The organism is Paralcaligenes ginsengisoli (genome assembly GCF_054781135.1).
Genome location: NZ_BAAGUZ010000031.1, coordinates 224092 through 248867, shown reverse-complemented (window position 1 = coordinate 248867; position 24776 = coordinate 224092). Strand labels below are relative to the sequence as shown.

Genomic DNA, 24776 nt, shown 5'->3' with positions numbered 1-24776 from the left:
TGCTTTTATGCATTTACGGCAGCCTTTAACATTTCCACCATATTCTTCAAGATATGGAATTGTCATCATGCCGATTACACAACAATGCGCCGGCCTGGCTCCAACGCTCATCCCCACTGCAAAAGAGACATCCCGCATTTCCGCATGGCCGCTCATCGCGTTGGCGCTCGGCTTTGTCATGGCCATGCTTGACGTCACCGTTGTCAATGTCGCCTTGATGCATATACAAGCCAGTCTGGATATAAGCTTGGCCGGCCTGGTGTGGGTGGTGGACGGCTACACCCTGACATTTGCCGCATTCTTGCTGCTGGGCGGGGCGATGGCGAACCGTTATGGAGCCCGGGCCGCCTATATGGCCGGACTGTGCATATTCGTCAGCGCGTCCCTGCTGTGCGGCTTGGCTCCCAGTGGCGCCGCCCTCGTGGGAGCACGCCTGCTGCAAGGTGTTGGAGCCGCCCTGTTCATGCCGGCCTCCCTGAGCTTGCTGAATCAGGCATACCCGGAAGACTCAGCGCGCATCAAGGTATTGAGCCTGTGGTCGGCCATCGTATCGGCCGCGGGTGCAACAGGGCCACTGGTAGGAGGTATCGTTGTGGCCGCGGTCGGCTGGCGCTTCATTTTCTGGCTGAACATTCCGATCGGCCTGCTGGGGATAATGCTGGGTTTGCGCCATCTTGCCCCATCGCCCCGCCATCGCCAGGCGCTAGGCACGACAGGCCACATGCTTGCCATAATCGGCTTGGCCGCATTTTCTTTTGTCATGATCAATGGAGCATCATACGGCTGGTCATCCATGGCAATTCTGGGCGCGGCGGCCATGGGTATTGCCGCCATATTGCTGTTCGCGATGAGAGAACAGCGCAGCGCCACGCCCGTCGTGCCGCGGGACCTGTCCCATAACTCGCGCTTTGCCGCCACCAACGGCATCGGTTTTTTTATCAATCTCGGAGCATACGGGCAACTGTTCCTGATCAGTTTGTATCTGCAGCAGGAGCGCGGCGCCGACGCCTGGCATACCGGCATCGCCCTTTTGCCCTTGATGGCAATGTTCAGCATCGGCAGCTTGTTGTCCGGCCGGATCAGCGCCCGCCGGGATACACGCACCACCATGCTGGCGGGGCTTGCAACGGCGGGAATCATTTTCGTCGGTCTGACGATTTTTACGGCACGCATGCCCTATGCGCTACTAATCGTGCTGATGGCAGCGGCCAATCTCGGCGTAGGTATGGCCGTGCCGGCAATGACCGTTATCATGATGCAATTGGCGGGCCAGGATCATGCCAATATCGCGGCCGCGGCATTGAATGCCAATCGCCAGATTGGCGCCTTGGTGGGCGTTGCGGTGATGGGTGCGGCGATCCATATGCAGCCCGACTGGTCGCATGGTTTACCGTGGATGTGCGGGGTTGTCGCGATCGCCTACCTGGTAGCCGTACTGATTGCGGCTCGATATATCAGTGCCTCCGCCCCCGGCCGGGCAATGAATCTGCAAGACAGGGTCGCCCGGACGCCCGCGCCAAAGTTTAAAACGTAATGGAAAAGCCTCCGTCGACCACCAGAATATGGCCATTGACGTACGATGCGGCAGGCGAGGCCAGGAACACGGCGGCGCCTGCTATCTCGCTGGGCCGACCCCAGCGCCCAAGCGGATTGCGGCCCACGACCCGTTTGCTTTTGAGCGGGTCGTCGACCAGTTGGGCATTGGCTTCCGTCGCAAATGTGCCGGGCGCTATGCCATTGCTGGTAATCGCCTTGGGCCCGTATTCCACCGCCAGTGCACGCACCATGCCGCTCAATCCCTGCTTGGCAATCGGATAAATCGCATCGCCGGCCCGCGCCAGCTCGCCGGCAATCGACGTCATGGTAATAATGCGGCCCGCCGCCGCGCTCTTGGCCATGGCTTGGGCAGCGAGCTTGGATAAATGAACGCCGGCAATCAGGTCGACATTGACCAATTCGACAATTTCGGCGAGCGAGGCCTCTCCCAGTGTTTTGCGTATACGGATCCCGACATTGTTCACCAGAATATCGGGCACGCCAATCTGCGCGCAAAGCTGCGCGTACGCCGCTTCCTGAGTGTCGAGCCGGGCGATATCGTGCACGAACGGATAGGCCAGGCAGCCCTGCGAGCTCAGTGCCGCCACGGCCCGCGCCACATGATCGGGATTCCGGCCGTTGATGACCACACGGGCTCCGCTGGCGGCGTAGGCTTTTGCAATGACCAGCCCCAGGCCTTGCGTTGATCCGGTAACCAGGGCCAGGCGGTTATTGAGGGAAAAATCGGGTAGATCGCCGAGGTTTGTCATGACTTATGGCCTGCAAGCCAGATGCGCACGCTATCGCCGGCTCTTTGCCGTAAATACTGGGGAGCGTCTTTGCAAGCTTGCGCCAGGGTAATGGGCCCCGGCACCAGACTGAACGCCGCCGTGATTCCGGCCTTGTACAAAGCTTCGTACCCGGCGCCCAGGGACCCTACTATTGCTATAACCGGTATGCCCAGGGCCTGGGCGTAGGCGGCGACCCCTGCCGGTGTCTTGCCATGCAGGGTTTGCGCATCCATCCGGCCCTCTCCGGTGAAAACCAGGTCGGCCCCCACCAGCGCCTGGGGCAAGCCGGACAACTCGGCAAGCAGCTCTACCCCCGGGCGGAACGAACCGTTCAGGAATGCCTTGATCGCAAAACCCAGGCCGCCGGCCGCACCGGCACCAGGAGTGTGCTGCTCGTCTTTTCCCAGAATACGAGCGCTCAGGCCGGCAAAATGCCCAAGCGCGGCATCGAGCTGTTCAACCTGCTGGCCGCTGGCCCCTTTTTGCAGGCCGAAAACCGCTGATGCACCCGACGGCCCGCACAACGGATTGTCAACATCCATGGCGATCTCAAACGCGACGTGCCGCAAACGCGGGTCGATCGCCTCCAGCGACACGCTCGCAAGCTGTTGCAAGGCAGCTCCGCCTGGAGGGAGGTCCTTGCCTTGCGCATCGAGCATACCGACACCGAGCGCCTGCAGCATACCCGCCCCACCGTCATTGCAGGCGCTGCCGCCCAGACCTATGGTGATATGCCTGGCGCCGGCGTCCAGCGCTTGCAAAATCAATTGGCCAACCCCGAAACTCGTGGCGGTCAGGGGATTGCGCTGCTCAGGCGGGATTTGTGCCAGCCCCGCCGCCGTGGCGATTTCAATGAAGGCATTGCCGTTTCCGAGCCAGGCCCAGTCGGCAAGACAAGGCTGATTGTTGGCGTCGCTCACTGTCGCGCTGCGGCGCTGTGCCGAACTGGCGGCGATGGCGGCGTCGAGCGACCCCTCTCCCCCATCGGCCATGGGTACGCAGACAATTTCCGCTTTCGGCAGCACATCGCGCACACCTTCCGCCATGGCATTGGCGACTTCGGGAGCGGTCAGGCTTTCTTTGAATGAATCAGGAGCAATAACGATGCGCATTGAGCGGCTCACTTTCAGGAACAAGTAGTGACGAGTTGAACAAGATCATACAAGACGGCAATCGGTGCAAGCCCTATTTGGCCTTGACCACATTGCGGGGAGATCCGTTATGAAAGGCTTCGATATTATCCATGAGCTGATCCGCAAGGCCTTGTACCGCCTCGTCGCTGGCCCACGCCACATGCGGGGTCAGGATGAAATTGGGCAGTTCCAGCAATTGCACCAAAGGATGCTGGTTGTCGGGAGGCTCAGGCGTCGTGACGTCGAAGCCGGCGCCGCCGATCTGGCCGGATCGCAGCGCGCGCGCCAATGCCTCTTCATTCACCAGCCCGCCTCGGGCGGTGTTGATCAGCAGGGGTTTGCGAGTCATCTGGGCAAACTCGGCATCGCTGATCATGCCGCGTGTTTGCGCGTTAAGCGGGCAATGCAGGCTGATGATATCGCTTTGGCTGAGCACTTGCTCAAAAGGCGTATACAAAGCTCCGGCTTTGCCGGCCCCCTTGCGTCCCGCAAAGAGCACTCGCATGTTCAGGGCTCGGCCGATGGCGGCGACTGCCTGGCCCAGCACGCCATCACCGATAATGCCTAATGTGGAACCCGCCAGATCTTTGATCGGATAGTCGAAATAGCAGAATTGCTGCGAATCGTGCCAGCGTCCGGCCTTGACCGATTCGCGATAGGCCACGATGCTGCGGCGCAGGGCGAATATCAGTGCGAACGTGTGTTCGGGCACGGTATTGACGGCATAACCCTGGATGTTCGACACGACAATGCCGCGTTCCTGGCAAGCCGGCAAATCCACGATATCGGTTCCTGTGGCGGCCACGGCGATCATCTTGAGCTTGGGTGCGTGTTCAAGCGTGGCCCGGCTTAACGGCACTTTATTGCTGATCACGATATCGGCCTGCGCAATCCGGCCGGCGATATTGTCTTTGGCTGTGCGGCCGTATACGGTCAACTCATGGGCAAAAGACAAAGGCCGCAGCACTGTTTGCGCTGAAATGGTTTCGCGGTCCAGGAAAACAATATGCGAAGGGCGGTCAGCCATGAAAATCCTTGGAGAGGTTGTATGAGAGCTGGTTCTTGTGCGAAGGGCGCTTTGACGACAGGCCTACCCGCGTTACAGCGACATCAACGGGCAAGTATATAAACAAAACCCGCTCTGTTAAAAATCGAATCCGGTTTATCCGATATAGTACCGAGATCATATCCATACGCCAAAATTCCGACCATGCCGACAAATCCGTTCTCCCGCTTGCTGCATAAAACACATATGATATCCAACGACGGCGGCCTCGCCGCGCCGCAGGCTCCGAAACACTATCCTGTCAAGGATTTTTTCCGGAATCCCGACCGCGGCTTTTTCCGCTTGTCCGAAGACGGCACCATGCTGGGTTTCATGGAGCCGGTCAGTATCGATGGCAAGCCGGCCCGCATGAATGTATTTGTGCAGGCGCTTGAGGGCAGCACGCCAGTGGGTGAGCCGCGTCGCCTGACCGGCGAAACGGAGCGCGACATCGGCCAGTATTTCTGGAAAGGGTCGCATACAATTCTGTACGAGAAAGACTTCAACGGCGATGAGAATTTTCACGTGGTTGCGGTCGACGTTTCCGCAGGCACCATCACCGACCTGACGCCGCTTGAAGGTGTGCGAGCCAGCGTCGAAGACGACCTGGAGGACGATCCCCTACACATACTGATCAGCCATAACGGACGCAACCCGGAGGTATTCGACGTCTATCGCGCCCATGTGAAGACCGCGGCACTGAGCCTGGTGGCTGAAAATCCCGGCAATATCGTGGCTTGGCAAACCGACCACGCCGGCCGCGTACGGGCAGGCATCACCAGCGACGGGCTGCACACCACCTTGCTCTATCGGGACGATGAAACAGCATCGTTCAAGCCCATTATCACCACCGATTTTCGCACGACCGTCAGCCCGGAATTCTTTACGTTCGACAATAAATCTTTTTATGCGCTGAGCAATCGCGGCCGGGATCTTCTGGCGCTGGTCATCATAGACCCGACCCGCCCCGATCAGGAACAAGAGATTTTTACCGCCGATTCCGTCGACCTCGATGGCGCCGCCTATTCACGGCTACGCAAGGTATTGACGGCAGCCGTCTATCAAGCCGATAAGCCGGCGTACCATTTTTTCGATGCAGTCAGTGCCGAGCGCTTCAAGCGCCTGTCGGGAATGCTGCCCGGCTACAAAATAGCTTTTCAAAGCAGCACGCGCGACGAAAGCAAATTCATTGTGGCCGCCTATAGCGATAAAACGCCCGGCGCACGCTATCTTTACGACGCCGATCGCAATACGCTGGACAAACTGGCCGATATCAACTCCAGTCTGCCCGAGCAGGACATGGCGTCCGTGCGGCCTATTCAATACCAATCGCGGGACGGCCTGACCATGCACGGTTATCTGACCTTGCCGCTTGGGCGAGAGGCAAAGAATCTGCCGTGCATTGTCAACCCACATGGGGGCCCCTGGGCACGCGACGGCTGGGGCTTCAACCCTGAAGCGCAATTTCTCGCCAACCGGGGCTATTGCGTGCTGCAGATGAATTTTCGGGGCTCCACAGGCTATGGGCGGCGCTTCTGGGAGGCCAGTTTTGGGCAGTGGGGTCTGAGCATGCAGGACGACATTACGGACGGCGTGCAATGGCTGGTCGACCAAGGCATCGCAGACCCGGCACGCATCGCTATTTATGGCGGCAGCTACGGCGGCTACGCGACCCTGGCCGGCATCACGTACACACCGGACTTGTACGCCGCGGCAGTAGACTACGTGGGAGTTTCCAATCTGCTGACATTCATGGACACGATTCCTCCCTACTGGAAGCCCATGCTCGAGAAAATGCACTGCATGGTCGGCAGCCCCGAACACGACCGGAGCCGCCTGGTTGCTACATCGCCGGCCTTGAACGCCGATAAAATCAAAACGCCTTTATTGATTGCGCAAGGGGCGCACGACCCACGCGTCAACAAGGATGAAAGCGATCAAATGGTGGCAGCCCTGCAGGCCCGCGGCGTAGAGGTCGAATATATTGTCAAGGATAACGAAGGCCACGGTTTTCATAACGATGAAAACAAGTTCGAATTCTACGATCGCATGGAAAAATTTCTTGCCTTGCATTTGAAGTCGCGCAGTTGATTCGATTTTCAGTCCGGCGGCATGATTCGCGGGTGTCTCCCGCCGTATGCGGAGCGGCCCGCGGCGAGCCCACACAACGGGCGCGGAAATGGAATAAGATACACGCAACGTAATTCCGATAGCGCACTATTCAAGGAGGTTGCCGGAACTGGGTCACGCCATGCGTGACGCGCTATCCCTCTTTGGGCCATCCCCCGAAGTTTCCAGCATAAGATCAATGAAACTTTATTACTTGCCGGGCGCATGCCCTCTCGCGACGCAAATTGTTCTGGAATGGATAGGCAAGCCGTACGAATCACAGGCCGTGACCCGCACGGAAATAAAAGAACCGCCGTTTCTGGCTCTGAATCCCGTGGGCTCGGTGCCCGTATTGATCGACGGCGATCTGACCCTGACGCAAAGCGCCGCTATTCTGGAATATCTGGCGGAAAAAAATCCCGAAGCAAAACTGTTGGGCGACACGCCCAGGGAACGCGCCGAAATGCGGCGCTGGCTGAGTTTTTGCAATTCAGACCTGCACCGTACCTTCAGCCTGGTTTTCGGCCCGGCAGCCTTTACCGATAACGCGGATTTTCAAGCGGAACTGGCCAGCAAAGCGGCGGCAAGAGTCGTTTTCCTGCTTGGCATCGTTGACAAGCATCTGGCGGGAAAAAAATGGCTGAGCGGTAGCCGGTCGGTTGCCGATCCATACCTGTACACCATCATTCGCTGGGCTAAAGCCAAAGGCCTGGACATATCAGGTTTGTCGAATTTGCTGGCCTTTCACGACCGCATGTCAGCCGACCCCGGCGTCCAGGCCGCTTTGAAAGCGCAAGGATTGGCGTAACACCCTGTTAATGGCCAAAGGCTTGTTGTCGATTGAACGGCCTTTTGCAGGGGGGCAGCCTTGTGGCCGCCCGCCTTCCAACCCCGCTTTACGCGCCAAGATAAGCTTTGCGTACTTCGTCGTTGCTCAGCAAGTTGGCGCCAGTGTCGGCCAACACCACTTTGCCGGTTTCGAGCACATAGCCGCGATCGGCTACCTGCAAGGCTTTGTTGGCATTCTGCTCGACAAGAAAAACTGTCACGCCCTGCTGGCGTATCGTACGGATAATTTCGAAAATCTGGGTAATGATCAAAGGCGCCAGGCCCAGCGTAGGTTCATCGAGCAGTAAGAGCTTGGGCTGCGTCATGAGTGCCCTTCCTATGGCCAGCATTTGCTGCTCGCCGCCCGACATGGTGCCGGCGCGCTGATTGGCGCGCTCTTTAAGCCGGGGAAACATTGTATAAATATGATCAAGACCATCGATAATCTGTTTCTTATTGAGAAAAAAACCACCCATCTGCAGATTTTCGGTTACGGTCAGGTCGGAGAAGATTCGCCGCCCTTCGGGTGAAATGGCAATGCCCTGGCGCATGATGGCATGCGTATCCGCAGTGGTAATGTCCTGCCCTTCGAAAGTGATGCGGCCGCTTTTGGCCCGCGGCGAACCGCACACGGTCATGAGCAAGGTGGTTTTGCCCGCACCGTTGCAACCGATCAAAGTGACGATTTCGCCTTGATTGACTTCAACCGAAACATCATCCAGAGCCTGGATGGCGCCATAATAAGTATGGACGTTTTCGAGCTTCAGCACCTATTCTTCCCCCAGGTATGCTTTGATGACACGCGGGTCGGAGCGGACTTCGGCGGGCAGCCCCGTGATGATTGGCTTGCCGTGTTCCATGACCAGGATGCGATCTGATACCCCCATGACCAGGCTCATATCGTGCTCGATGAGCAAAACAGCCACATCGAATTCTTTGCGCAGGCGATCGATGAGCAGTTGAAGATCGCGTTTTTCCTGTGGGTTCAAACCCGCTGCCGGTTCATCGAGCATGAGCAGGCGTGGCTTGGTGATCATGCAGCGCGCGATTTCCAGCCGGCGCTGATGCCCATAAGCCAGGTTGCCTGCCTCACGATTGGCGAACTGGCGTATGCCCATGAAATCGAGCCAGTCAACCGCATGTTTAAGCGCTTGCTGTTCGGACCTGCGATACGAGGGTACCCTGAACAAACCCTGCAAGAAACCCGTCTGTAGTCGAGTGTGCTGCGCCACCAGCAGATTTTCCAGCACGGTCAGTTGTTTGAAAAGCCGCACGTTCTGGAATGTGCGTACCAAGCCCTGCTGCGCAACCTTGTGGCTGGGCAAGCCGCCGATTTTTTTCCCATCCATCAGGATGTTGCCGGTCGTGGGCTTGTAAAAGCCCCCAACACAGTTGAACACCGTGGTTTTTCCCGCCCCATTAGGCCCGATGATGGCAAAGACTTCGTCGCGCCTGACTTCGAATTCAATATCGTCGACGGCCAGCAGGCCGCCGAAACGCATGGTCAGCCCGGATACCTTCAACAGAGTGCCGCTCATGTCGTCAGCTCCACTTGCGGGCGCTTGACCGGCAATAAGCCTTGGGGACGCCACATCATCATCAATACCATTACCAGACCGAAAATCAACATGCGGTACTGGGCGAACTCGCGGGCCAATTCAGGTACGACCGTCAGCACTATAGCGGCAAGAATAACCCCCAGTTGCGAGCCCATGCCGCCCAGGACGACGATGGACAGAATCAGGGCCGACTCGATAAAGGTAAATGACTCGGGGTTGACCAGGCCCTGCCGGGCCGCGAAAAAAGCCCCTCCGAATCCGGCAAACATGGCGCCCATGGTGAAGGCCGACAGTTTGATGCGGGTGGGATTGAGCCCCAGCGAGCGACACGCAATCTCGTCTTCACGCAGGGCTTCCCAGGCGCGGCCGATAGGCATGCGTATTACACGGGAAGACACAAACAGGGCCAGCAGCGCCAGGCACAAGACCGTCAAATAAAGATACACAATTACGTCTTGGGTATTGAACGTCCAACCCATCAGTTCGTGAAAGGTGGTTTGCCCCTCCGCCGCTCGGCGCACCATCGGGTAGCCGAATACGGTCGGCTTGGGTATGCCTGATATGCCATCCGGGCCGCCGGTAATCGAATACAGGTTGGTCAACAGCAAACGTATCATTTCGCCGAAACCCAGGGTCACGATGGCCAGGTAGTCGCCGCGCAATCGCAGCACCGGAAAGCCCAGCAGAAATCCGAACAGCGCGGCCATGCCGCCCGCCAAAGGCAGAGCCTGCCAAAAGCCCCAACCTGCCCAGTGAAACAGCAAAGCATAGGTATAGGCTCCGACCGCGTAAAAACCCACGAAGCCCAGGTCGAGCAAGCCGGCAAAACCCACAACAATGTTCAGGCCCAGGCCCAGCATGACGTAAATCAGTACCAGCGTCGCGAGATCGACCTGCGCCCGGCCTGTGGTAAACGGCCAGATGACAGCGACCGCCACAAACACGTAGATCAGTATGCGCCGCGTGGAATCGCTCAGCACCGGCATGGCGAAGCGCTTCTTGCCTTTCGTTGAGAATAATCGCTGTACGACGGCAGGCCGGAACAGCTGGAACACAAACACGATGGCCATGCCGGCCAGGATCATGGGCCAGTCGGGCAGAAGATGGGTTTGCGCCCCGCGGCGCACGATCTGCAAGCCGAATACGGGCGCAATAATAACGCCGGCCATGAAGGCTGCAATCAGCGCATTCTTGAAATTCGTACCCTTCATACTTTTTCCACTTCAGGCTTGCCCAACAGGCCGGTTGGGCGAAACAGCAGAATCAGCACCAGCAGGCTGAACGCCACAATATCCTTGTATTGGGAGGAAATATAGGCTGCCGCCAGTGTTTCAGCCAGCCCCAGCAGTACGCCGCCCAGCATGGCGCCCGGTATGCTGCCTATCCCGCCCAGCACAGCGGCCGTAAAGGCCTTGATTCCGGCGATGAAGCCGATAAAGGGATTCAGCTTGCCTATGGCCAGAGCAATCAGCACGCCGCCCACCGCCGCCAGCATGGCGCCGATGACGAAGGTAAAGGAGATGATGCGATTGGTATCGATACCCAGCAGATTCGCCATGTGTATATCTTGCGAACACGCGCGCGATGCGCGGCCCGTGCGTGAATATTTGATGAAAAGCGAAAGCGCGACCATGAGCAGGACAGTCACGACAATGATCATGATGCGCGAGTAAGGCACGGTGACCGCAAAATCGGAACTCATATTGAATTGAACCGAGCCGGTTATCAGCGCGGGGACTGCCATATCGCGTGCGCCCTGCCCGATCGCCACCCAGTTCTCGAGGAAAATGGACATGCCGATGGCTGAAATAAGCGCCACCAACCTGGGGCTGCTGCGCACCGGCGCATAGGCGACTTTCTCGATGGCATACCCATAGATGCCCGTTACCACGGCGGCGACCAGCAGCATGGCCAGCACCATGAGCGGCAAAGGCAGGCCGCTATTGACGCCAATTGCCGACAAGGTAACCAGGCCTACATAGGCGCCGATCATGTAGATGTCGCCATGCGCAAAATTGATCATGCCGATGATGCCGTATACCATGGTGTAGCCGATGGCGATCAGTGCATAAATTGCGCCGAGCGACAAGCCGTTGAACAGTTGTTGCGTAAGTTCGGGTATGAAATCAGACATAAGAGCAGGGGTTCCAGGTAGCTGTGGCTTGGATGGCCGGCAACAGCAAAGCTATTTTGCAGGAACTCGTCATTACTGTTCTCCGATGAAGTTCGCCGTAACAAATTATCCGCGTTGCAGCCGGTCGGACGAACTTGTTACGGCGAACTCTAGTAGCAGGCTTCTGCCTCGTATGGCTTGGCCATTCTGACGATTAGCCCCTGCCTTGTCACTACGGAAAACCCCTTAGGCATTTTGCTGCATCGCGGCAGGACGAGCCAAATTCCACATCATGGCGCGAAATGGCGCCAACATCGTTAAATTGACAAATAGCTTGACGGCCAGGTCGCCAAACAGCAAGGCCAACCAGGGCACGCCTGTTCCTGCAAACGCCACACTGAAAAACACGAAGGTGTCGAGCGTGGCGCCCGCTACGCCGCCCAGCAGCGGAGCGCGCCACCAGCGTTGGTCGCGCAAACGGTCGAATACGTGGATATCCACCAGTTGCGCGCACAGGAAGGCAAGGCCTGAAGCGCCGGCGATACGCGGCGTGGCGACCCAGAATGACACCAGCAATGCGGCAACAAACCCTATTACGGCAACCCGCCGCGCAGCTCGCGCACCAAAGCGGCGATTCAGGACATCAGCCACCAGAAAGGCAATCGGGTAGGAAAGACCGCCCCATGTCAACCAATGATTGATCGGATACTGCACCAGGATATTCGAACCCACGACAACCACGCCCATGGCAAGGACGGCAATAAAAAACTGGGAAGGAGTCATGGGCACCAGCAGCCTGCTTGAACCGGAGAAACTCATTTTGCGTACTCGATGGCCAATTCGGCCGCCCGGCCGGATGCCGCCAGCATTGCCTGGCCGACTATGGCCGCAAACTGGCGCTGTTCGAATACGGCAAGCGCCGCCGCAGTGGTTCCGCCCTTGGAAGTCACGCGCTCGCGCAAAGTGGCCGGCGGCTCGGGCGACAAGGCAGCCAGTTGCGTAGACCCATGCAAAGTGGCCAGCGCCAGCTGGCGCGATTGTTGGTCGCTGAGCCCCAGATTTTTGGCTCCTTGTATCAGGGCCTCCAGAAACAGGAATACATAGGCGGGGCCGCTCCCCGACAAGGCGGTGACCGCATCGAGCGCCTGATCGCTCTCGACCCAGACAACCTCCCCCACTGCGCGCAGGAGCTGCTGGGCCAGGGCTTTGTCGTCTTCGGACACGCCCGACAAAGCCATCATGCCCGTAATGCCCTCGCCGATCAGGGCCGGCGTATTGGGCATGCAGCGCACCGCGCGCAACCAGGGGCGTTCCGGCGTACCCAGCCAGCCGGCAATGGTGGTACCGGTAATGCCGGCCGCGATGCTGACGACGAGCGTTTCGGGCTGGATGAACGGCCGACAGCTGAGCACCGTTTCTTTCATGTGCTGAGGCTTGACGGCGAAGATCCACACCCGGCGCCCGGCCAGTTGGGCATCAGGGGTAGCAGCCACCGTCGTGCCGCGCTCTTGCCAGGCCGCCCTTACGGATTCATTGGGGTCGATGACATGTACGTCGTGTGCGGCGCAGCGCTTGCCGATGAGGCCCGTCGCCAGTGCGGTTGCCATATTGCCGCCACCGATGAGAGAGAGGGTAAGTTCTTTAGTCATAGGGGGCATATTGTACGATTTCTGCGAAATTGATGATGGTGTTTATATGCATTGACCTGCGCATCCAGTGTCGTTACAGTCACGACATTGTAATAAGCATGTCATAGACTACTTAACAGGCTTGACCGTGTACACGACGTCTCGGCAGGCTTTTCCAAGGAGAACAAGCTCATGAGAGCGAAATATCTAGCATTATCGTTCGCCGGTCTTATCGCTACCCTCGGCACGGCGCATGCGGCGACCGACATCACGTTCTGGCATGCGATGCAGGGTCCTCTGGGCGAGCGCGTCAACTCTATTGTCGACCAATTCAACAAGAGCCAGTCCGACTATGTCGTCCATGCGGTCTACAAAGGATCCTACGCCGAAACGATGAATGCGGGCGTTGCCGCTTTCCGTGGCGGCAATGCACCCGATATCCTCCAGGTCTTCGAGGTGGGTACCGCCACCATGATGTATGCAAAAGGGGCCATCGTCCCGGTCCAGGAAATGTCCGAAAAGGCCGGCGACCCCATCAATCCCAAGGATTTCCTGGGCGCGGTAGCCAGCTATTATTCCTCGCCGTCGGGCAAGCTGGTATCCATGCCTTTCAACAGCTCGACACCCGTTTTCTATTACAACAAAGATGCTTTCAAGAAAGCGGGCCTCGATACCGAAAAACCGCCCAAGACCTGGCCCGAAGTGGCCGAGGCCGCTAAAAAACTGCGTGCGTCCGGAATGGAATGCGGCTATACCACCAACTGGCCGTCATGGATCCAGCTCGAAACCTTTGCAGCCTGGCATAACGTTCCCTACGCCTCGAAAGATAACGGCTTTGGCGGCCTGGATGCCCGCCTTGAAGTCAACAAGCCCTTGTTCGCGCGCCACATGAAGTTCCTGGCCGATATGGCCAAGGCAGGCACATTTACCTATGGCGGCCGCGGCGATACCGCCAATGCGCTATTCATCTCGGGCAAATGCGGCATGTTTACCGGCTCCAGCGGAACGCGCGCCAGCATACTCAAAAACGGCAAATTCAGCCTGGGCACATCTACACTGCCCTATTATGCCGACGTAAAAGGCGCCCCGCAAAACACCATCATCGGCGGCGCTTCGCTGTGGGTTTTTTCCAAGAAATCCCCCGCGGTATACAAGGGTATCACCAAGTTCTTCAAGTTCCTGGCCAGCCCGGAACAGGCAGCCGCATGGCATCAAGGTACCGGTTATGTCCCGGTCACCAAGGCTGGCTACGAGCTGACGAAAAAATCCGGTTTCTATGAAAAAAATCCGGGCACCGACATCGCCGTCAAAGAGCTCGACGCCACTACCACCAAGAACTCTCGCGGCGTACGCCTGGGCTATCTGCCCCAGATTCGCGATATCGAAGATGGCGAAATGGAACAGATCTTTGCAGGCAAGGTCAGCGCCCAGGCTGGTCTCGACGTCATGGTCAAGCGCGGCGATGAACTGTTGGAGCGTTTCCAGAAAAGCGTCAAATAAATAGTTGGCGGGCCTACTGAAACCGTGAGGCATGCCCCGAAGCACAGGGGCACTCTTCACGGTTTTTTGGCCTGTGCCACAATGGCGCCTGCGGCTCGCGGAGGCCCGGGCGAAGACCGGCCGGAAGGGCAAGATCACAAGGCTCAAGCATGGAAAAACGTGTTGTATTCACTCATAAAGCCCTGCCCTATTTTTTGCTGGCGCCCCAGTTGGCGATCACCATCCTGTTTTTCTTTTTGCCGGCGGGACAGGCCATGTGGCAAGCCTTCCGGATCGAAGATCCTTTCGGACTGTCTTCCCAGTTCGTAGGGCTGAGCAATTTTGCCGATTTGTTCTCCAATTCCGACTATGTCCATTCGTTCGAGGTCACGGCCGTTTTCTCGCTGCTGGTTGCCGTATCCGGCCTGGTGATCTCGTTGCTCCTGGCTGTCATGGCCGACCGTATAGTCAAGGGGGCCGGTTTTTATAAAACCCTGCTGATCTGGCCTTATGCTGTAGCCACAGCCATTGCCGGGGTTTTGTGGCTGTTCATGTTTTCGCCGTCTGTCGGCGTGCTCGCGGTCTATCTCACCCGCCTGGGTGTTTCCTGGAACCCGCGGCTGGATGGCTACGACGCCATGGTCCTGGTGGTGCTGGCCTCGGTCTGGAAACAGATTTCCTATAACTTCCTGTTCTTCCTGGCCGGCCTGCAATCCATTCCACGATCATTGATCGAAGCGGCGGCCATCGACGGAGCAAGCCCCGCGCGGCGCTTCTGGACCATCGTATTCCCCCTGCTGTCACCCACCACCTTCTTCCTGCTCGTGGTCAATGTCATCTACGCGTTCTTCGACACTTTCGCCATTATCGACATCATGACCCAGGGCGGCCCCGGAACTTCGACCGCGATCCTGGTCTACAAGGTCTACAACTCGGGCTTCAAGGGGCTCGACATAGGATCATCGGCCGCGCAATCCGTCATACTGATGCTGATCGTCGTCGGCCTTACGGTAATCCAGTTCCGTTATATTGACCGCAAGGTCAACTATTAACGAATCCAGGAATCGAACAGAGACTCTACCATGATAGAACGCCGTCCTTACCTGGATTTTTTCTCCCACCTGATCCTGCTCCTCGGGGTTGCGATTATTGCCTTTCCGCTCTACATCACATTCGTGGCCTCGACCCAAACCGCCCAGGAAGTAGCCCAGGCGCCCATGTCGCTGCTGCCGGGCGGCCATTTTTTCCACAACTACATCACGGTGCTGCTGGGCAGTGAAAACAACACGCCGCCGGTGGGCCGCATGATGTGGGTGAGCACGGTCATGGCACTGGTCATCTCCATAGGGAAAATCGCAATTTCCATGCTGTCGGCCTTTGCCGTGGTCTATTTCCGGTTCCGGTTCCGGATGTTCTTTTTCTGGATGATCTTCGTCACCCTGATGTTGCCTGTCGAAGTGCGAATCGCGCCTACCTACAAGGTCGTGGCGGATCTGGGCATGCTGAACAGCTATGCCGGCCTGACACTCCCGCTCATCGCCTCGGCAACGGCCACTTTTCTATTTCGCCAGTTCTTCCTGACTGTCCCCGACGAGCTGGTCGAGGCTGCCCGCATCGACGGGGCGGGCCCCATGCGATTCTTCAAGGATATTCTGTTCCCCTTGTCCCGGACCAGCATAGCCGCCCTGTTCGTGATCCAGTTCATCTACGGCTGGAACCAGTATTTGTGGCCGCTCATCATCACCACGCAGGAGCGCATGTACCCGATCGTCATCGGCATCAAAAGCATGATTGCCGGCGGCGATAGCGTAACCTCCTGGAACCTGGTCATGGCGACGGCCATATTGGGGATGCTTCCGCCTGCGGCGGTAGTGATCCTGATGCAGAAGTGGTTCGTAAAGGGCCTGGTCGATGCTGAAAAATAAGCACACCGCCCATAGGCAGGGCTGTGCATACAATTGGAATTAATCAACTATGGCTACACTCAGTTTTCGCAATGTCACCAAAACTTATCCGGGCAACGTCGCCGTCATCCACGGTATCGACATGGATGTGGCCAATGGCGAATTCATCGTTATCGTAGGCCCGTCCGGCTGCGGAAAATCCACCCTGATGCGCATGGTGGCAGGGCTTGAAAGCGTTACCGGAGGCGAAATCGCCATCGACGGCAAGGTGGTAAACGATCTTGAGCCCGCCGAGCGCGATATCGCCATGGTGTTCCAGAACTATGCACTTTACCCGCATATGTCGGTGTTCGAAAACATGGCATACGGGCTGAAAATCCGCAAACTCACCAAAGAAGATATCCGGCAGCGCGTCGACAACGCCGCCCAGATCCTGGAGCTGGAACATTTGCTCGATCGCCGCCCTCGTCAGCTATCGGGCGGCCAACGTCAGCGGGTTGCCATGGGGCGCGCTATTGTGCGCGAGCCGAAAGTATTCCTGTTCGACGAACCGCTTTCCAATCTGGATGCCAAGCTGCGCGTACAGATGCGCCTGGAAATCCAGAAGCTGCACCGCCGCCTGCAAACCACCAGCCTGTATGTCACCCACGACCAGGTAGAGGCCATGACGCTTGCCCAACGCATGGTCGTCATGAACAAAGGTATTCCGGAACAGATCGGCACACCGATCCAGGTTTTCGAAAAGCCCGCGTCGGTTTTCGTTGCCAGCTTCATAGGCTCACCCCCGATGAACCTGATTCCGGTACAAATCGACGCCCAGCGCCAGGTTCGCAGCACCGATGGCTGCGTGCTCGATATCGCGCAGCAGGCGATTCCCGCTTCGCTGGCAAGCCGTAGCGTGATCATGGGCATGCGCCCCGAACACATGCACCTGAATACCCCCGGAGTGCCTGTCGATATCGAAATGGTCGAAATTCTTGGCTCTGAACAACTTGTCCACGGCCGCCTCGGCGACACCCAGATCGTATTGCGTTGCCCGGTAGGGCTGACCGCGTCCCGACCGGTCCAGGCCGGCGATAAAATCCAGATGGGCGCCGACAGCAACCATTCCCTGCACTGGTTCGATGCCGAAACCGGCAAACGCATCGATTGACCAAATGCAGAACCAGGACAGCCGGCCATCTTCGGGATGCGACGTCTATAATTCGCCCAGGGCGTGGCCAAGGCGCTGGCTCGATGTCACGGCCTGCTCAGGTGTAGCAAGGTTGGTAAAGCCCAGTAACAGCCCTTTGGGCACCCTTCCACTCATACTCCAGATGGACAATGCCTGTACGGCCAAGCCTTGAGCATTCGCCGCTGCGGCCAGAGCCTTATCGCTCTTCTTCGTGTCCAGCTGTGCCAGTACATGAATGCCCCCAGCCCGGCCCGGGACATGCAGTTTCCCGCCAAACACCTGCCCCAGGGCATCGAGCAGATAGCCGCGCCGCATCGCATAAAGGTTGCGCATCTTCTTGAGATGGCGGGCAAAGTGCCCCTGCGACATGAAATCGCCTACTGTGGCCTGATGCAGAATAGATCCCTGGCCGTGAAACACCTCCGCCGTGTCCCGGAATCTTCCTACCTCTTTCTCTGGTACGACCAGATAGGCAAGGCGTAGCCCGGGAAACAGCACCTTGCTGAAGGTGCCGGTATAGAGCACGCGCCCGCCGCGATCCAGGCTCTTCAAGGCAGGCAGCGGGCGACCATGATAGCGGAATTCACTATCGTAATCGTCTTCGATGATCCAGGCCTTGCGGGAGTCGGCCCAATCCAGCAAGGCCAGACGGCGAGGCAATGACAATGCGACGCCCAGCGGACTCTGATGCGTGGGCGTGACAACGGCAAAGCGGGCATTTGCGGCGCCTTGCAGGCCTGCGTTGACGTTAAGCCCTTCATCGTCCACAGGCACCGGTGTCAGATGCATTCCAGTGCGCGTCAGGAATTGCCGGGCAAACAGATAGCCTGGATCTTCAAACCAGCCGGTATCGCCCGCCCGCAGCACGGTGCGGCAGATCAAATCCAGCGCACCGCGGTAGCCTGCCGTGACAAAGACCTGCTCATGCGTGCAGGCAATGCCGCGTGAAATGCCGAGGTAGGCGGCGATCGACCGGCGCAAGGACTCATAGCCACTGGGTTCCGGATAAGCCATGGCAGCCGCATTCATGCCGCGCAATCTGCGGCCGGCAAGCCGCACCCATGTCTTGCGAGGGAATGCGTCCAGCGCCGGAAGTCCCAGTTGAAAAAGCCGGGGCTCGGATGCTCCGGCCTGGAGCTGTTGCCCAAGCCCCTGCAAGGCCACGGGTGACCTCGTACCCGCGTGTTCACCCAATTGCGGAGACACCACGGTGCCGGCCGGACCACGGGCCAGCAGATATCCTTCGCCAGTCAGCATCTGGTAGGCCGCCTCCACCGTGCCACGAGCCAGGTTCAACTCACTGGCCAAGCTGCGCACGGATGGAACGCGATCTCCCGCGCTCAGTTTGCCTTCAGCGATGGCGTCGCGAAAACGCCGATACAACTGCAGGTAAATCGGCGCCTCCTGGCCCCGACGCGGCTGCAAATAGCGGAAATCCATCCTTATGTCCTATTTATATTTTATATTCTTGCACCTTTCGACTATGACATTATTTCCCTAAAGTAAAGGCTGCACAACAAAGACCTACGCCATGACAGCCATACGCTTGAGCCCTATCGAAACCCAGCGGGACTGCCTGGCTTGCTTCCCGGTAATGCTGGAACTCAGGCCGCATCTCGCCAGCGGGAAAGCCTTCGCCGAGCAAGTCCGGCGGCAAATGGAGCAAGGCTACCGGCTGCTTGCGGCCTGGCAGGACACGCAAGTCGTGGCCCTGGCCGGATATCGCCTGCAGGAAAATTTGCTTTGCGGGCGTTTCATCTACGTCGACGATCTGGTGGCGACCGCCGACGCGCGCAGCCACGGCTTGGGCGGGCAATTGATTGGAGCGCTGCGCCGGGAGGCACAACGACTCGATTGCGCTCATCTGGTCCTGGACACTGCTCTGGCCAATGCCTTGGCACAGCGTTTCTATTTTCGCCAGGGAATGCTGGCAACGGGCTTGCATTTCAGACAGACCCTCCCGGTGAACTGAAATCGAGCCCGTCCACTCGACCTCTTATTTGATCCTTCATCACTCCTTGGAGAATATGCATGAGTTCCCTCCGACTGCCCTACCAGACACTCTCTCCCGAGGCCTACCAGGGCTTGGGCGCCGTAAAGAAAGCTTTAGCGAAAAGCACTCTCGGCAAACCCTTGATAGAACTGGTCAATCTGCGGATTTCGCAAATCAACGGCTGCGCCTATTGCCTGGAAATGCATTCGGCGCTGTTGCGCTCGGGCGGAATGCCCGAGGCGAAATTGGATAGCGTAGCCGGGTGGCGCGTGAGTTCGCATTTCAGCGAACGGGAGCGTGCAGCGCTGGCCTGGGCGGAGTCATTGGCGGACGTAGCCAACACCCACGCTCCCGATGATGCATTCGAACCGCTCAAGGCGCATTTCAGCGATGCCGAGATATCGGATTTGTGTTTTGCCATCGCGTTGATGAGTGCGTTCAATCGCTTGGCCATAGGTCTGCGCCAATAATTGCCTGCATGCCAGGTGCAATTTTCAGCCCTTTTCGGGATGAAATAAAAAGGCCTCCGGGAGTTTCCGCCTGGAGGCCTGACTGCCAGTCGGGCTGGCTTATGTATGTTCCGTTTTATTTATAAACGGTTTTCGTGCCATCTTTGTGCCACGTAAATACATCGAATTTGAAGTTGGTCAGGTCGCCCTGCTTATTCCACGCGATTTTGCCTATGGGCGTATCGATGGAATGGCTGTGCAGATAGGCAGCCACTTTTGTTGGGTTGTCGGCGCCTACGCCTTTAATGCCGTCCGCAATCGCCAGGGTTGCGGAATAGGCGGTAAGCTGGAACGCGCCGCTTGGGTCGCGTTTCTTGTCTTTAAAGGCCTTGACCACTGCCGCGTTGCTGGCGTTTTGAGAAAAATCGGCAGGAAGCGTCAAAAGCATGCCTTCGACGGCCGGGCCGGCAATGGCGTTGATGTCGGGATTGCCCACGCCTTCAGGCCCCATGAAGCGGGCCTTCAGGCCTTGTTCGGCGCCCTGGCGCAGCAACAGGCCCATTTCGGGGTGATAGCCGCCGTAATAGACGAAATCGGCATCCACGCTTTTCAGCTTGGTGATGACCGCCGAATAATCGCTGTCGCCAGCGTTGATCCCTTCGAACAGCACAACCTTGATGCCGTCTTTTTCCAGCTCGTTCTTGACGGCGGTAGCGATACCCTGGCCGTACGACTGCTTGTCGTGAAGCACGGCCACGCGCTTGGGCTTGATTTTTTCGGCTATGAACTTGGCGGCGGCGGGGCCTTGCTGGTCATCGCGGCCGATAGTGCGGAAGATAGTGTCGTAATTCTTGCCGTCGGTAACGGCGGGCGATGTGGCCGATGGAGAAACCATGACCACGCCTTCGTCGTTGTAGATATTGGTTGCGGCAATGGTGGCACCCGAGCAGACATGGCCCACTACATAATGTATTTTTTCATTGACGACGCGATTGGCGACAACCGGGCCTTGTTTGGGTTCGCATGCGTCGTCGATCGTGACGGCTACAAGCTGTTTGCCTAAAACCCCACCCTTGGCATTGATTTGCTCGATAGCGGTGTCTACACCTTGTTTAACCATATCGCCATATTGCGTGAGCGGCCCCGTGAACGGGCCGGCAATGGCAATTTTGATGGTATCGGCGCTGGCTGCGCCAGACATGAGCATTCCGACGGCAAGGCCGATAGCTGCCGCAGCTGGAGTGAAACGAATATTCATAAGGCCTCCTGATTGTACGGCGCAAGCATACACTGAAAGAGGCGTTTATGACTAGAATCCGGCGGGCAGGGTTTTCTATTATTGCAACAAGCTGCGCAGCATCCACGCATTTTTTTCATGTATGTCGAGGCGCTGGGTCAGGAGATCGGCGGTAGGCTGATCGTTGGCCGCATCGGCACGCTTGAATGCGGCCCGAGCGGTTTTGGCCACGGCTTCGTTGCCTTTGACCAGCATGCGTACCATTTGGTCGGCATCAGGGACCGTATCGGGCTCGGCGATCGAAGACAGCTTGGCATATTGAGCGTAGGTGCCTGGCGCATAATGACCCAGGGCGCGAATACGCTCGGCAATGCTGTCGAGGGCCTGCCATTCTTCGGTGTACTGCGTCATGAACATGAGATGCAGCGTATTGAACAACGGCCCGGTCACGTTCCAGTGAAAATTGTGGGTCATCAGATATAGCGTGTAGGAATCGGCCAGCATTTTGGAGAGTTCGGCAGCCACGGCGGCGCGATCTTTCTCGGAAATGCCAATATCGATGAGCATTGCGTTATTACCAGATTTAGCTGTTTTAGCCATATCAACCTCCGGGTGATGATGAGTTTGAAGCACCATCCAAGGATAACATGGGCGTGTGACAGAAGACCGGCAATGCATCAGGCTTCAAGCAACTCTTTGGCGGAACGCGTCTGCAGATAATTGACGCCGGGCAACCCACATGCATATACGGCGGAAGTCAGCGCATCGATCGCCGCCGGGCGTGGAAAGCTTTTACGCCAGGCCAGCACAACGCGCCGGTCCGGAACGGGTTTTTTAAAGGGGATATAGCTCAACAAGTCGTTTTGCACGCCTGGCATGGACAAAGAACTGGCCGGCAGGACGGTCACCCCTATGCCAGCCGCGACCATATGCCGTATCGTTTCAAGCGATGAGCCTTCAAACGTGCGCTGGATACCGTCGCTGGCGGCCGAATAGCGCGACAGCTCGGGGCATACTTCAAGAACCTGGTCTCTGAAGCAATGGCCGGTTCCAAGCAAAAGCATGGTCTCTTCCTTGAGCTCATGGGCGTCGATTTCCTTGAGCTTGGTCCAGGGGTGGTGCTTGGGCACCGCCACAAAAAACGGCTCGTCATAGAGAGGACGCATCATCAGCCCCGATTCGGGCAGAGGCAAGGCAACGACCGCGCAATCGATTTCACCTTGCCGCAGCAATTCAAGCAGGCGCACTGTAAAGTTTTCCTGTAATAGCAGCGGCATCTGCGGCGTCACGGCGATTTGCGTAGGGACGAGGCGCGGCAGCAGATAGGGGCCCACAGTATGAATAACCCCCACGCGCAAAGGGCCCGCCAAAGGGTCATGGCCCTGGCGAGCGATCTCGCGCAGATTGGTGCTTTCTTCCAACACACGCTGCGCCTGCGCCACGACACGCAAGCCGATAGGCGTAACACCCACTTCGGTCCCTCCGCGCTCGAAGAGTACGACTCCCAGTTCATCTTCGAGCTTGCGAATAGCTACCGACAGGGTTGGCTGACTGACAAAGCACGCTTCCGCCGCCCGGCCGAAATGGCGCTCACGAGCAACAGCCACAATGTATTTCAATTCCGTCAAAGTCATGCTGCATCTCACAATATAAATACGTTTACGGTAAAACAGTCACATGTTCCGGTGCTGTCGACTCGCCAAAAATCAGCTGCGCAAAAAATCCTGTCGTCCTCGCACCCAGCGCTGCAGGTGGGCTTGCGCCTGCTTTGGAAAGTGCTCCCTGAGCTCCTGGGCCGCCGCTCTGGCATGCTCGACGATCAGGGCATCCGTTTCCAGGCTGGCGAAACGCAATAATTCGACACCCGACTGCCGCACACCCAAAAACTCGCCCGGGCCACGCTGAGCGAGATCGCGCCGGGCAATTTCAAATCCGTCGGCCGTTTCATACATCGCACGCAGGCGCTCGCGCGCAACCCGCGACAAGGGCCCCTGATACATGAGCACACATACCGACTTCACACTGCCCCGGCCAATCCTGCCGCGTAACTGATGCAGCTGCGCCAGGCCAAATCGTTCGGCATGCTCAATGATCATAAGCGACGCGTTGGGCACATCGACTCCGACCTCTATGACCGTGGTGGCCACCAGCACATCGATAAGCCCATTGCGAAAATCCTGCATGACCTCGGCCTTGTCGCCGGGCTTCAAGCGCCCGTGCACCAGGCCAATCCGCAAATCGGGCAAGGCCTCGGCCAACCGGGCATGGGTGTCCACTGCCGTTTGGAGCTGCAAGGCCTCGCTTTCCTCAACCAAAGGGCAAACCCAATACGCCTGGCGTCCAAGCCTGACTTCGTCGATGACGCGAACCATGACTTCGTCGCGGCGCGTATCGGCCACCAGCTTGGTCAGTACCGGGCTGCGTCCGGGCGGCAGCTCGTCGATCACCGAAACATCCAGATCGGCGAAAAAAGTCATGGCCAGGGTTCGCGGTATGGGCGTGGCACTCATGCTGAGCTGATGGGGAATCACGGCCGCGGCGCTTCCCTCGCCTTTGCGGCTGAGCAGCAATCGCTGCCCGACCCCGAAACGATGCTGCTCATCGAGTATGACCAGATCCAGACGAAAAAATTTCACCTTGTCCTGAATCAGCGCCTGGGTTCCGATGACGAGCTGCGCATCCCCGGACGCAATGGCCAGGGATGCCTCCCTGCGCGCCTTGACGCTCAGGCTCCCTGTAAGCCATGCTACTTTCACACCCAATGGCTCCAGCCACGAAACCAGTTTCTGAAAATGCTGTTCAGCCAGAATCTCGGTGGGTGCCATGATCGCCACCTGAGAACCGCTGGCGATGGCCTGAGCCGCCGCCAAAGCCGCAACAACGGTTTTGCCGCTACCGACATCGCCCTGCAATAAGCGATGCATGGGAAACGAACGGGCAAGATCGTGCGCAATTTCAGCAGAAACCCTTTCTTGCGCGGCGGTAAGGCTGAACGGCAGGGCCCGGAGCAGGCTTGACGCAAGCTCACCGCCTCGCAGGGAGCGTGCGCGCTGACGCAATCGCGCAGCGCGCGCTGCCGCCAGGGACAACTGCTGGGCCAGCAGTTCGTCGAATTTGATACGGCGCCAGGCGGGATGATCACGTTCGATCAAGTCGGCATACGAAATATGCGGTGGAGGATGATGCAACACCCGAATGGCCTGATCGAACGGGATCAGCTCATGACGGGCACAGATTTCAGACGGCAGCGTATCCGACAGATCCGCCACCTGAAGAGCGCGGTCGATCGCGCGTCGCAAGGTCGGTTGCTGCAATCCGTCGGTCGTTGGATAAACCGGAGTCAGGGAATTGGGGAGCTCGCCGCCCGCGGCAACCACCTTCGGATGCACCATCTCACGCCCGGCAAAACCGGCGCGGACTTCGCCGCGCACGCGCACACGATTGCCAACCGCGACCTGCTTTTGCTGATTGGGATAAAAATTAAGCCAGCGAAGCACAAGCTCGCCCGTTTCATCCTCGATCAGCGCAAATAACTGGCGCCGCGGGCGGAACTGCACTTCGCAGCGTACGATCTCGCCCTCTACCTGCCGCGTCTGGCCGGCATATAAGGAACCGATGGAAACAATCTGTGTTTCATCCTCATAGCGTATGGGCAGATGCACGACAAAATCCTGCGGATCTTTCAAGCCCAGGTGCAGAAGCTTGCGCTCAGTCAGGGAGCTGGATTTTGCGGGCGCGGGGGACGTAGCCTTGGCGCGTGGCCGTGAATAAGCCTCGGACACGATCTTTGCTTATTGG

23 protein-coding genes are annotated in these 24776 nt (G+C 58.0%); 9 read left to right on the top strand and 14 right to left on the bottom strand.

Annotated features, from left to right (window positions below):
• The first annotated feature begins 67 nt into the window (after positions 1-67).
• The gene (locus ACYVIS_RS15190) at positions 68-1534 is read left to right on the top strand and encodes an MFS transporter (protein WP_460874326.1); all 1467 of its coding nucleotides are present in this window, start codon (positions 68-70) and stop codon (positions 1532-1534) included.
• On the opposite strand, the gene ACYVIS_RS15185 is transcribed toward ACYVIS_RS15190, so the two are convergent.
• The 3 genes from ACYVIS_RS15185 to ACYVIS_RS15175 form a co-directional block, all read right to left on the bottom strand.
• The gene (locus tag ACYVIS_RS15185; RefSeq protein WP_232743096.1) at positions 1524-2306 is read right to left on the bottom strand and encodes an SDR family oxidoreductase; all 783 of its coding nucleotides are present in this window, start codon (positions 2304-2306) and stop codon (positions 1524-1526) included. The two genes, ACYVIS_RS15190 and ACYVIS_RS15185, sit on opposite strands and share 11 nt — an antisense overlap.
• Positions 2303-3439 carry a glycerate kinase gene (locus ACYVIS_RS15180; protein ID WP_460874325.1) on the bottom strand — a complete coding sequence of 379 codons (1137 nt, stop codon included), beginning with the start codon at positions 3437-3439 and terminating at the stop codon, positions 2303-2305. Before ACYVIS_RS15180 ends, ACYVIS_RS15185 begins: the two co-directional genes overlap by 4 nt.
• Positions 3440-3512: 73 nt before the next feature.
• On the bottom strand, positions 3513-4487 hold the full coding sequence (locus ACYVIS_RS15175; protein ID WP_460874324.1) for a D-2-hydroxyacid dehydrogenase: 975 nt from the start codon (positions 4485-4487) through the stop codon (positions 3513-3515).
• Positions 4488-4712: 225 nt separating this feature from the next.
• Between ACYVIS_RS15175 and ACYVIS_RS15170 the strand changes: the two genes are divergently transcribed.
• Positions 4713-6596 (top strand): alpha/beta hydrolase family protein, encoded by a 1884-nt coding sequence (locus ACYVIS_RS15170; protein ID WP_460874323.1) that lies wholly within the window; start codon positions 4713-4715, stop codon positions 6594-6596.
• 217 nt (positions 6597-6813) lie between these two features.
• Positions 6814-7422 carry a glutathione S-transferase family protein gene (locus tag ACYVIS_RS15165; RefSeq protein WP_460874322.1) on the top strand — a complete coding sequence of 203 codons (609 nt, stop codon included), beginning with the start codon at positions 6814-6816 and terminating at the stop codon, positions 7420-7422.
• Positions 7423-7510: 88 nt separating this feature from the next.
• Here the strand turns inward: ACYVIS_RS15165 and ACYVIS_RS15160 are convergent, their stop codons facing one another.
• From ACYVIS_RS15160 to proC, 6 genes are all read right to left on the bottom strand, one after another.
• On the bottom strand, positions 7511-8212 hold the full coding sequence (locus tag ACYVIS_RS15160; protein WP_460874321.1) for an ABC transporter ATP-binding protein: 702 nt from the start codon (positions 8210-8212) through the stop codon (positions 7511-7513).
• Positions 8213-8980 carry a high-affinity branched-chain amino acid ABC transporter ATP-binding protein LivG gene (gene livG, locus ACYVIS_RS15155; RefSeq protein WP_460874320.1) on the bottom strand — a complete coding sequence of 256 codons (768 nt, stop codon included), beginning with the start codon at positions 8978-8980 and terminating at the stop codon, positions 8213-8215.
• The gene (locus tag ACYVIS_RS15150) at positions 8977-10212 is read right to left on the bottom strand and encodes a high-affinity branched-chain amino acid ABC transporter permease LivM (RefSeq protein WP_460874319.1); all 1236 of its coding nucleotides are present in this window, start codon (positions 10210-10212) and stop codon (positions 8977-8979) included. Before ACYVIS_RS15150 ends, livG begins: the two co-directional genes overlap by 4 nt.
• Entirely contained in the window at positions 10209-11135 is a 927-nt protein-coding gene (gene livH, locus ACYVIS_RS15145; protein WP_232743088.1) for a high-affinity branched-chain amino acid ABC transporter permease LivH, read from the bottom strand. The genes ACYVIS_RS15150 and livH overlap by 4 nt, the downstream gene beginning before the upstream one ends.
• A gap of 225 nt (positions 11136-11360) precedes the next feature.
• Positions 11361-11933: a VUT family protein gene (locus ACYVIS_RS15140; protein ID WP_460874318.1), complete on the bottom strand. Its 573-nt coding sequence runs from the start codon at positions 11931-11933 to the stop codon at positions 11361-11363.
• Positions 11930-12763 carry a pyrroline-5-carboxylate reductase gene (proC, locus tag ACYVIS_RS15135; RefSeq protein WP_460874317.1) on the bottom strand — a complete coding sequence of 278 codons (834 nt, stop codon included), beginning with the start codon at positions 12761-12763 and terminating at the stop codon, positions 11930-11932. Before proC ends, ACYVIS_RS15140 begins: the two co-directional genes overlap by 4 nt.
• A 171-nt stretch (positions 12764-12934) precedes the next feature.
• Between proC and ugpB the strand changes: the two genes are divergently transcribed.
• The 4 genes from ugpB (at position 12935) to ACYVIS_RS15115 (ending at position 17278) form a co-directional block, all read left to right on the top strand.
• Positions 12935-14242 carry a sn-glycerol-3-phosphate ABC transporter substrate-binding protein UgpB gene (gene ugpB, locus ACYVIS_RS15130; protein WP_460874316.1) on the top strand — a complete coding sequence of 436 codons (1308 nt, stop codon included), beginning with the start codon at positions 12935-12937 and terminating at the stop codon, positions 14240-14242.
• Positions 14243-14391: 149 nt separating this feature from the next.
• Positions 14392-15273: a sn-glycerol-3-phosphate ABC transporter permease UgpA gene (ugpA, locus tag ACYVIS_RS15125; RefSeq protein WP_460874315.1), complete on the top strand. Its 882-nt coding sequence runs from the start codon at positions 14392-14394 to the stop codon at positions 15271-15273.
• Between the two features lie 30 nt (positions 15274-15303).
• The gene (gene ugpE, locus ACYVIS_RS15120) at positions 15304-16146 is read left to right on the top strand and encodes a sn-glycerol-3-phosphate ABC transporter permease UgpE (RefSeq protein ID WP_232743083.1); all 843 of its coding nucleotides are present in this window, start codon (positions 15304-15306) and stop codon (positions 16144-16146) included.
• 49 nt (positions 16147-16195) lie between these two features.
• Entirely contained in the window at positions 16196-17278 is a 1083-nt protein-coding gene (locus ACYVIS_RS15115) for a sn-glycerol-3-phosphate import ATP-binding protein UgpC (protein ID WP_460874314.1), read from the top strand.
• A gap of 45 nt (positions 17279-17323) precedes the next feature.
• Here the strand turns inward: ACYVIS_RS15115 and pdxR are convergent, their stop codons facing one another.
• Positions 17324-18739, bottom strand: a complete 1416-nt coding sequence (gene pdxR / locus ACYVIS_RS15110; RefSeq protein ID WP_460874313.1) for a MocR-like pyridoxine biosynthesis transcription factor PdxR — start codon at positions 18737-18739, stop codon at positions 17324-17326.
• 91 nt (positions 18740-18830) lie between these two features.
• Between pdxR and ACYVIS_RS15105 the strand changes: the two genes are divergently transcribed.
• Both ACYVIS_RS15105 and ACYVIS_RS15100 read left to right on the top strand, forming a co-directional pair.
• The gene (locus ACYVIS_RS15105; protein ID WP_460874312.1) at positions 18831-19271 is read left to right on the top strand and encodes a GNAT family N-acetyltransferase; all 441 of its coding nucleotides are present in this window, start codon (positions 18831-18833) and stop codon (positions 19269-19271) included.
• 59 nt (positions 19272-19330) lie between these two features.
• Positions 19331-19762 carry a carboxymuconolactone decarboxylase family protein gene (locus ACYVIS_RS15100; protein WP_460874310.1) on the top strand — a complete coding sequence of 144 codons (432 nt, stop codon included), beginning with the start codon at positions 19331-19333 and terminating at the stop codon, positions 19760-19762.
• 115 nt (positions 19763-19877) lie between these two features.
• On the opposite strand, the gene ACYVIS_RS15095 is transcribed toward ACYVIS_RS15100, so the two are convergent.
• The 4 genes from ACYVIS_RS15095 to recG all read right to left on the bottom strand — a co-directional run bounded on the left by ACYVIS_RS15095 (position 19878) and on the right by recG (position 24763).
• Positions 19878-20999 (bottom strand): branched-chain amino acid ABC transporter substrate-binding protein, encoded by a 1122-nt coding sequence (locus ACYVIS_RS15095; protein ID WP_460874309.1) that lies wholly within the window; start codon positions 20997-20999, stop codon positions 19878-19880.
• A gap of 78 nt (positions 21000-21077) precedes the next feature.
• Positions 21078-21578: a Dps family protein gene (locus ACYVIS_RS15090; protein WP_232743080.1), complete on the bottom strand. Its 501-nt coding sequence runs from the start codon at positions 21576-21578 to the stop codon at positions 21078-21080.
• Between the two features lie 77 nt (positions 21579-21655).
• Entirely contained in the window at positions 21656-22612 is a 957-nt protein-coding gene (locus ACYVIS_RS15085; RefSeq protein ID WP_232743079.1) for a LysR substrate-binding domain-containing protein, read from the bottom strand.
• Between the two features lie 72 nt (positions 22613-22684).
• Positions 22685-24763, bottom strand: a complete 2079-nt coding sequence (gene recG, locus ACYVIS_RS15080) for an ATP-dependent DNA helicase RecG (protein WP_370635986.1) — start codon at positions 24761-24763, stop codon at positions 22685-22687.
• Between the last annotated feature and the right edge of the window lie 13 nt (positions 24764-24776).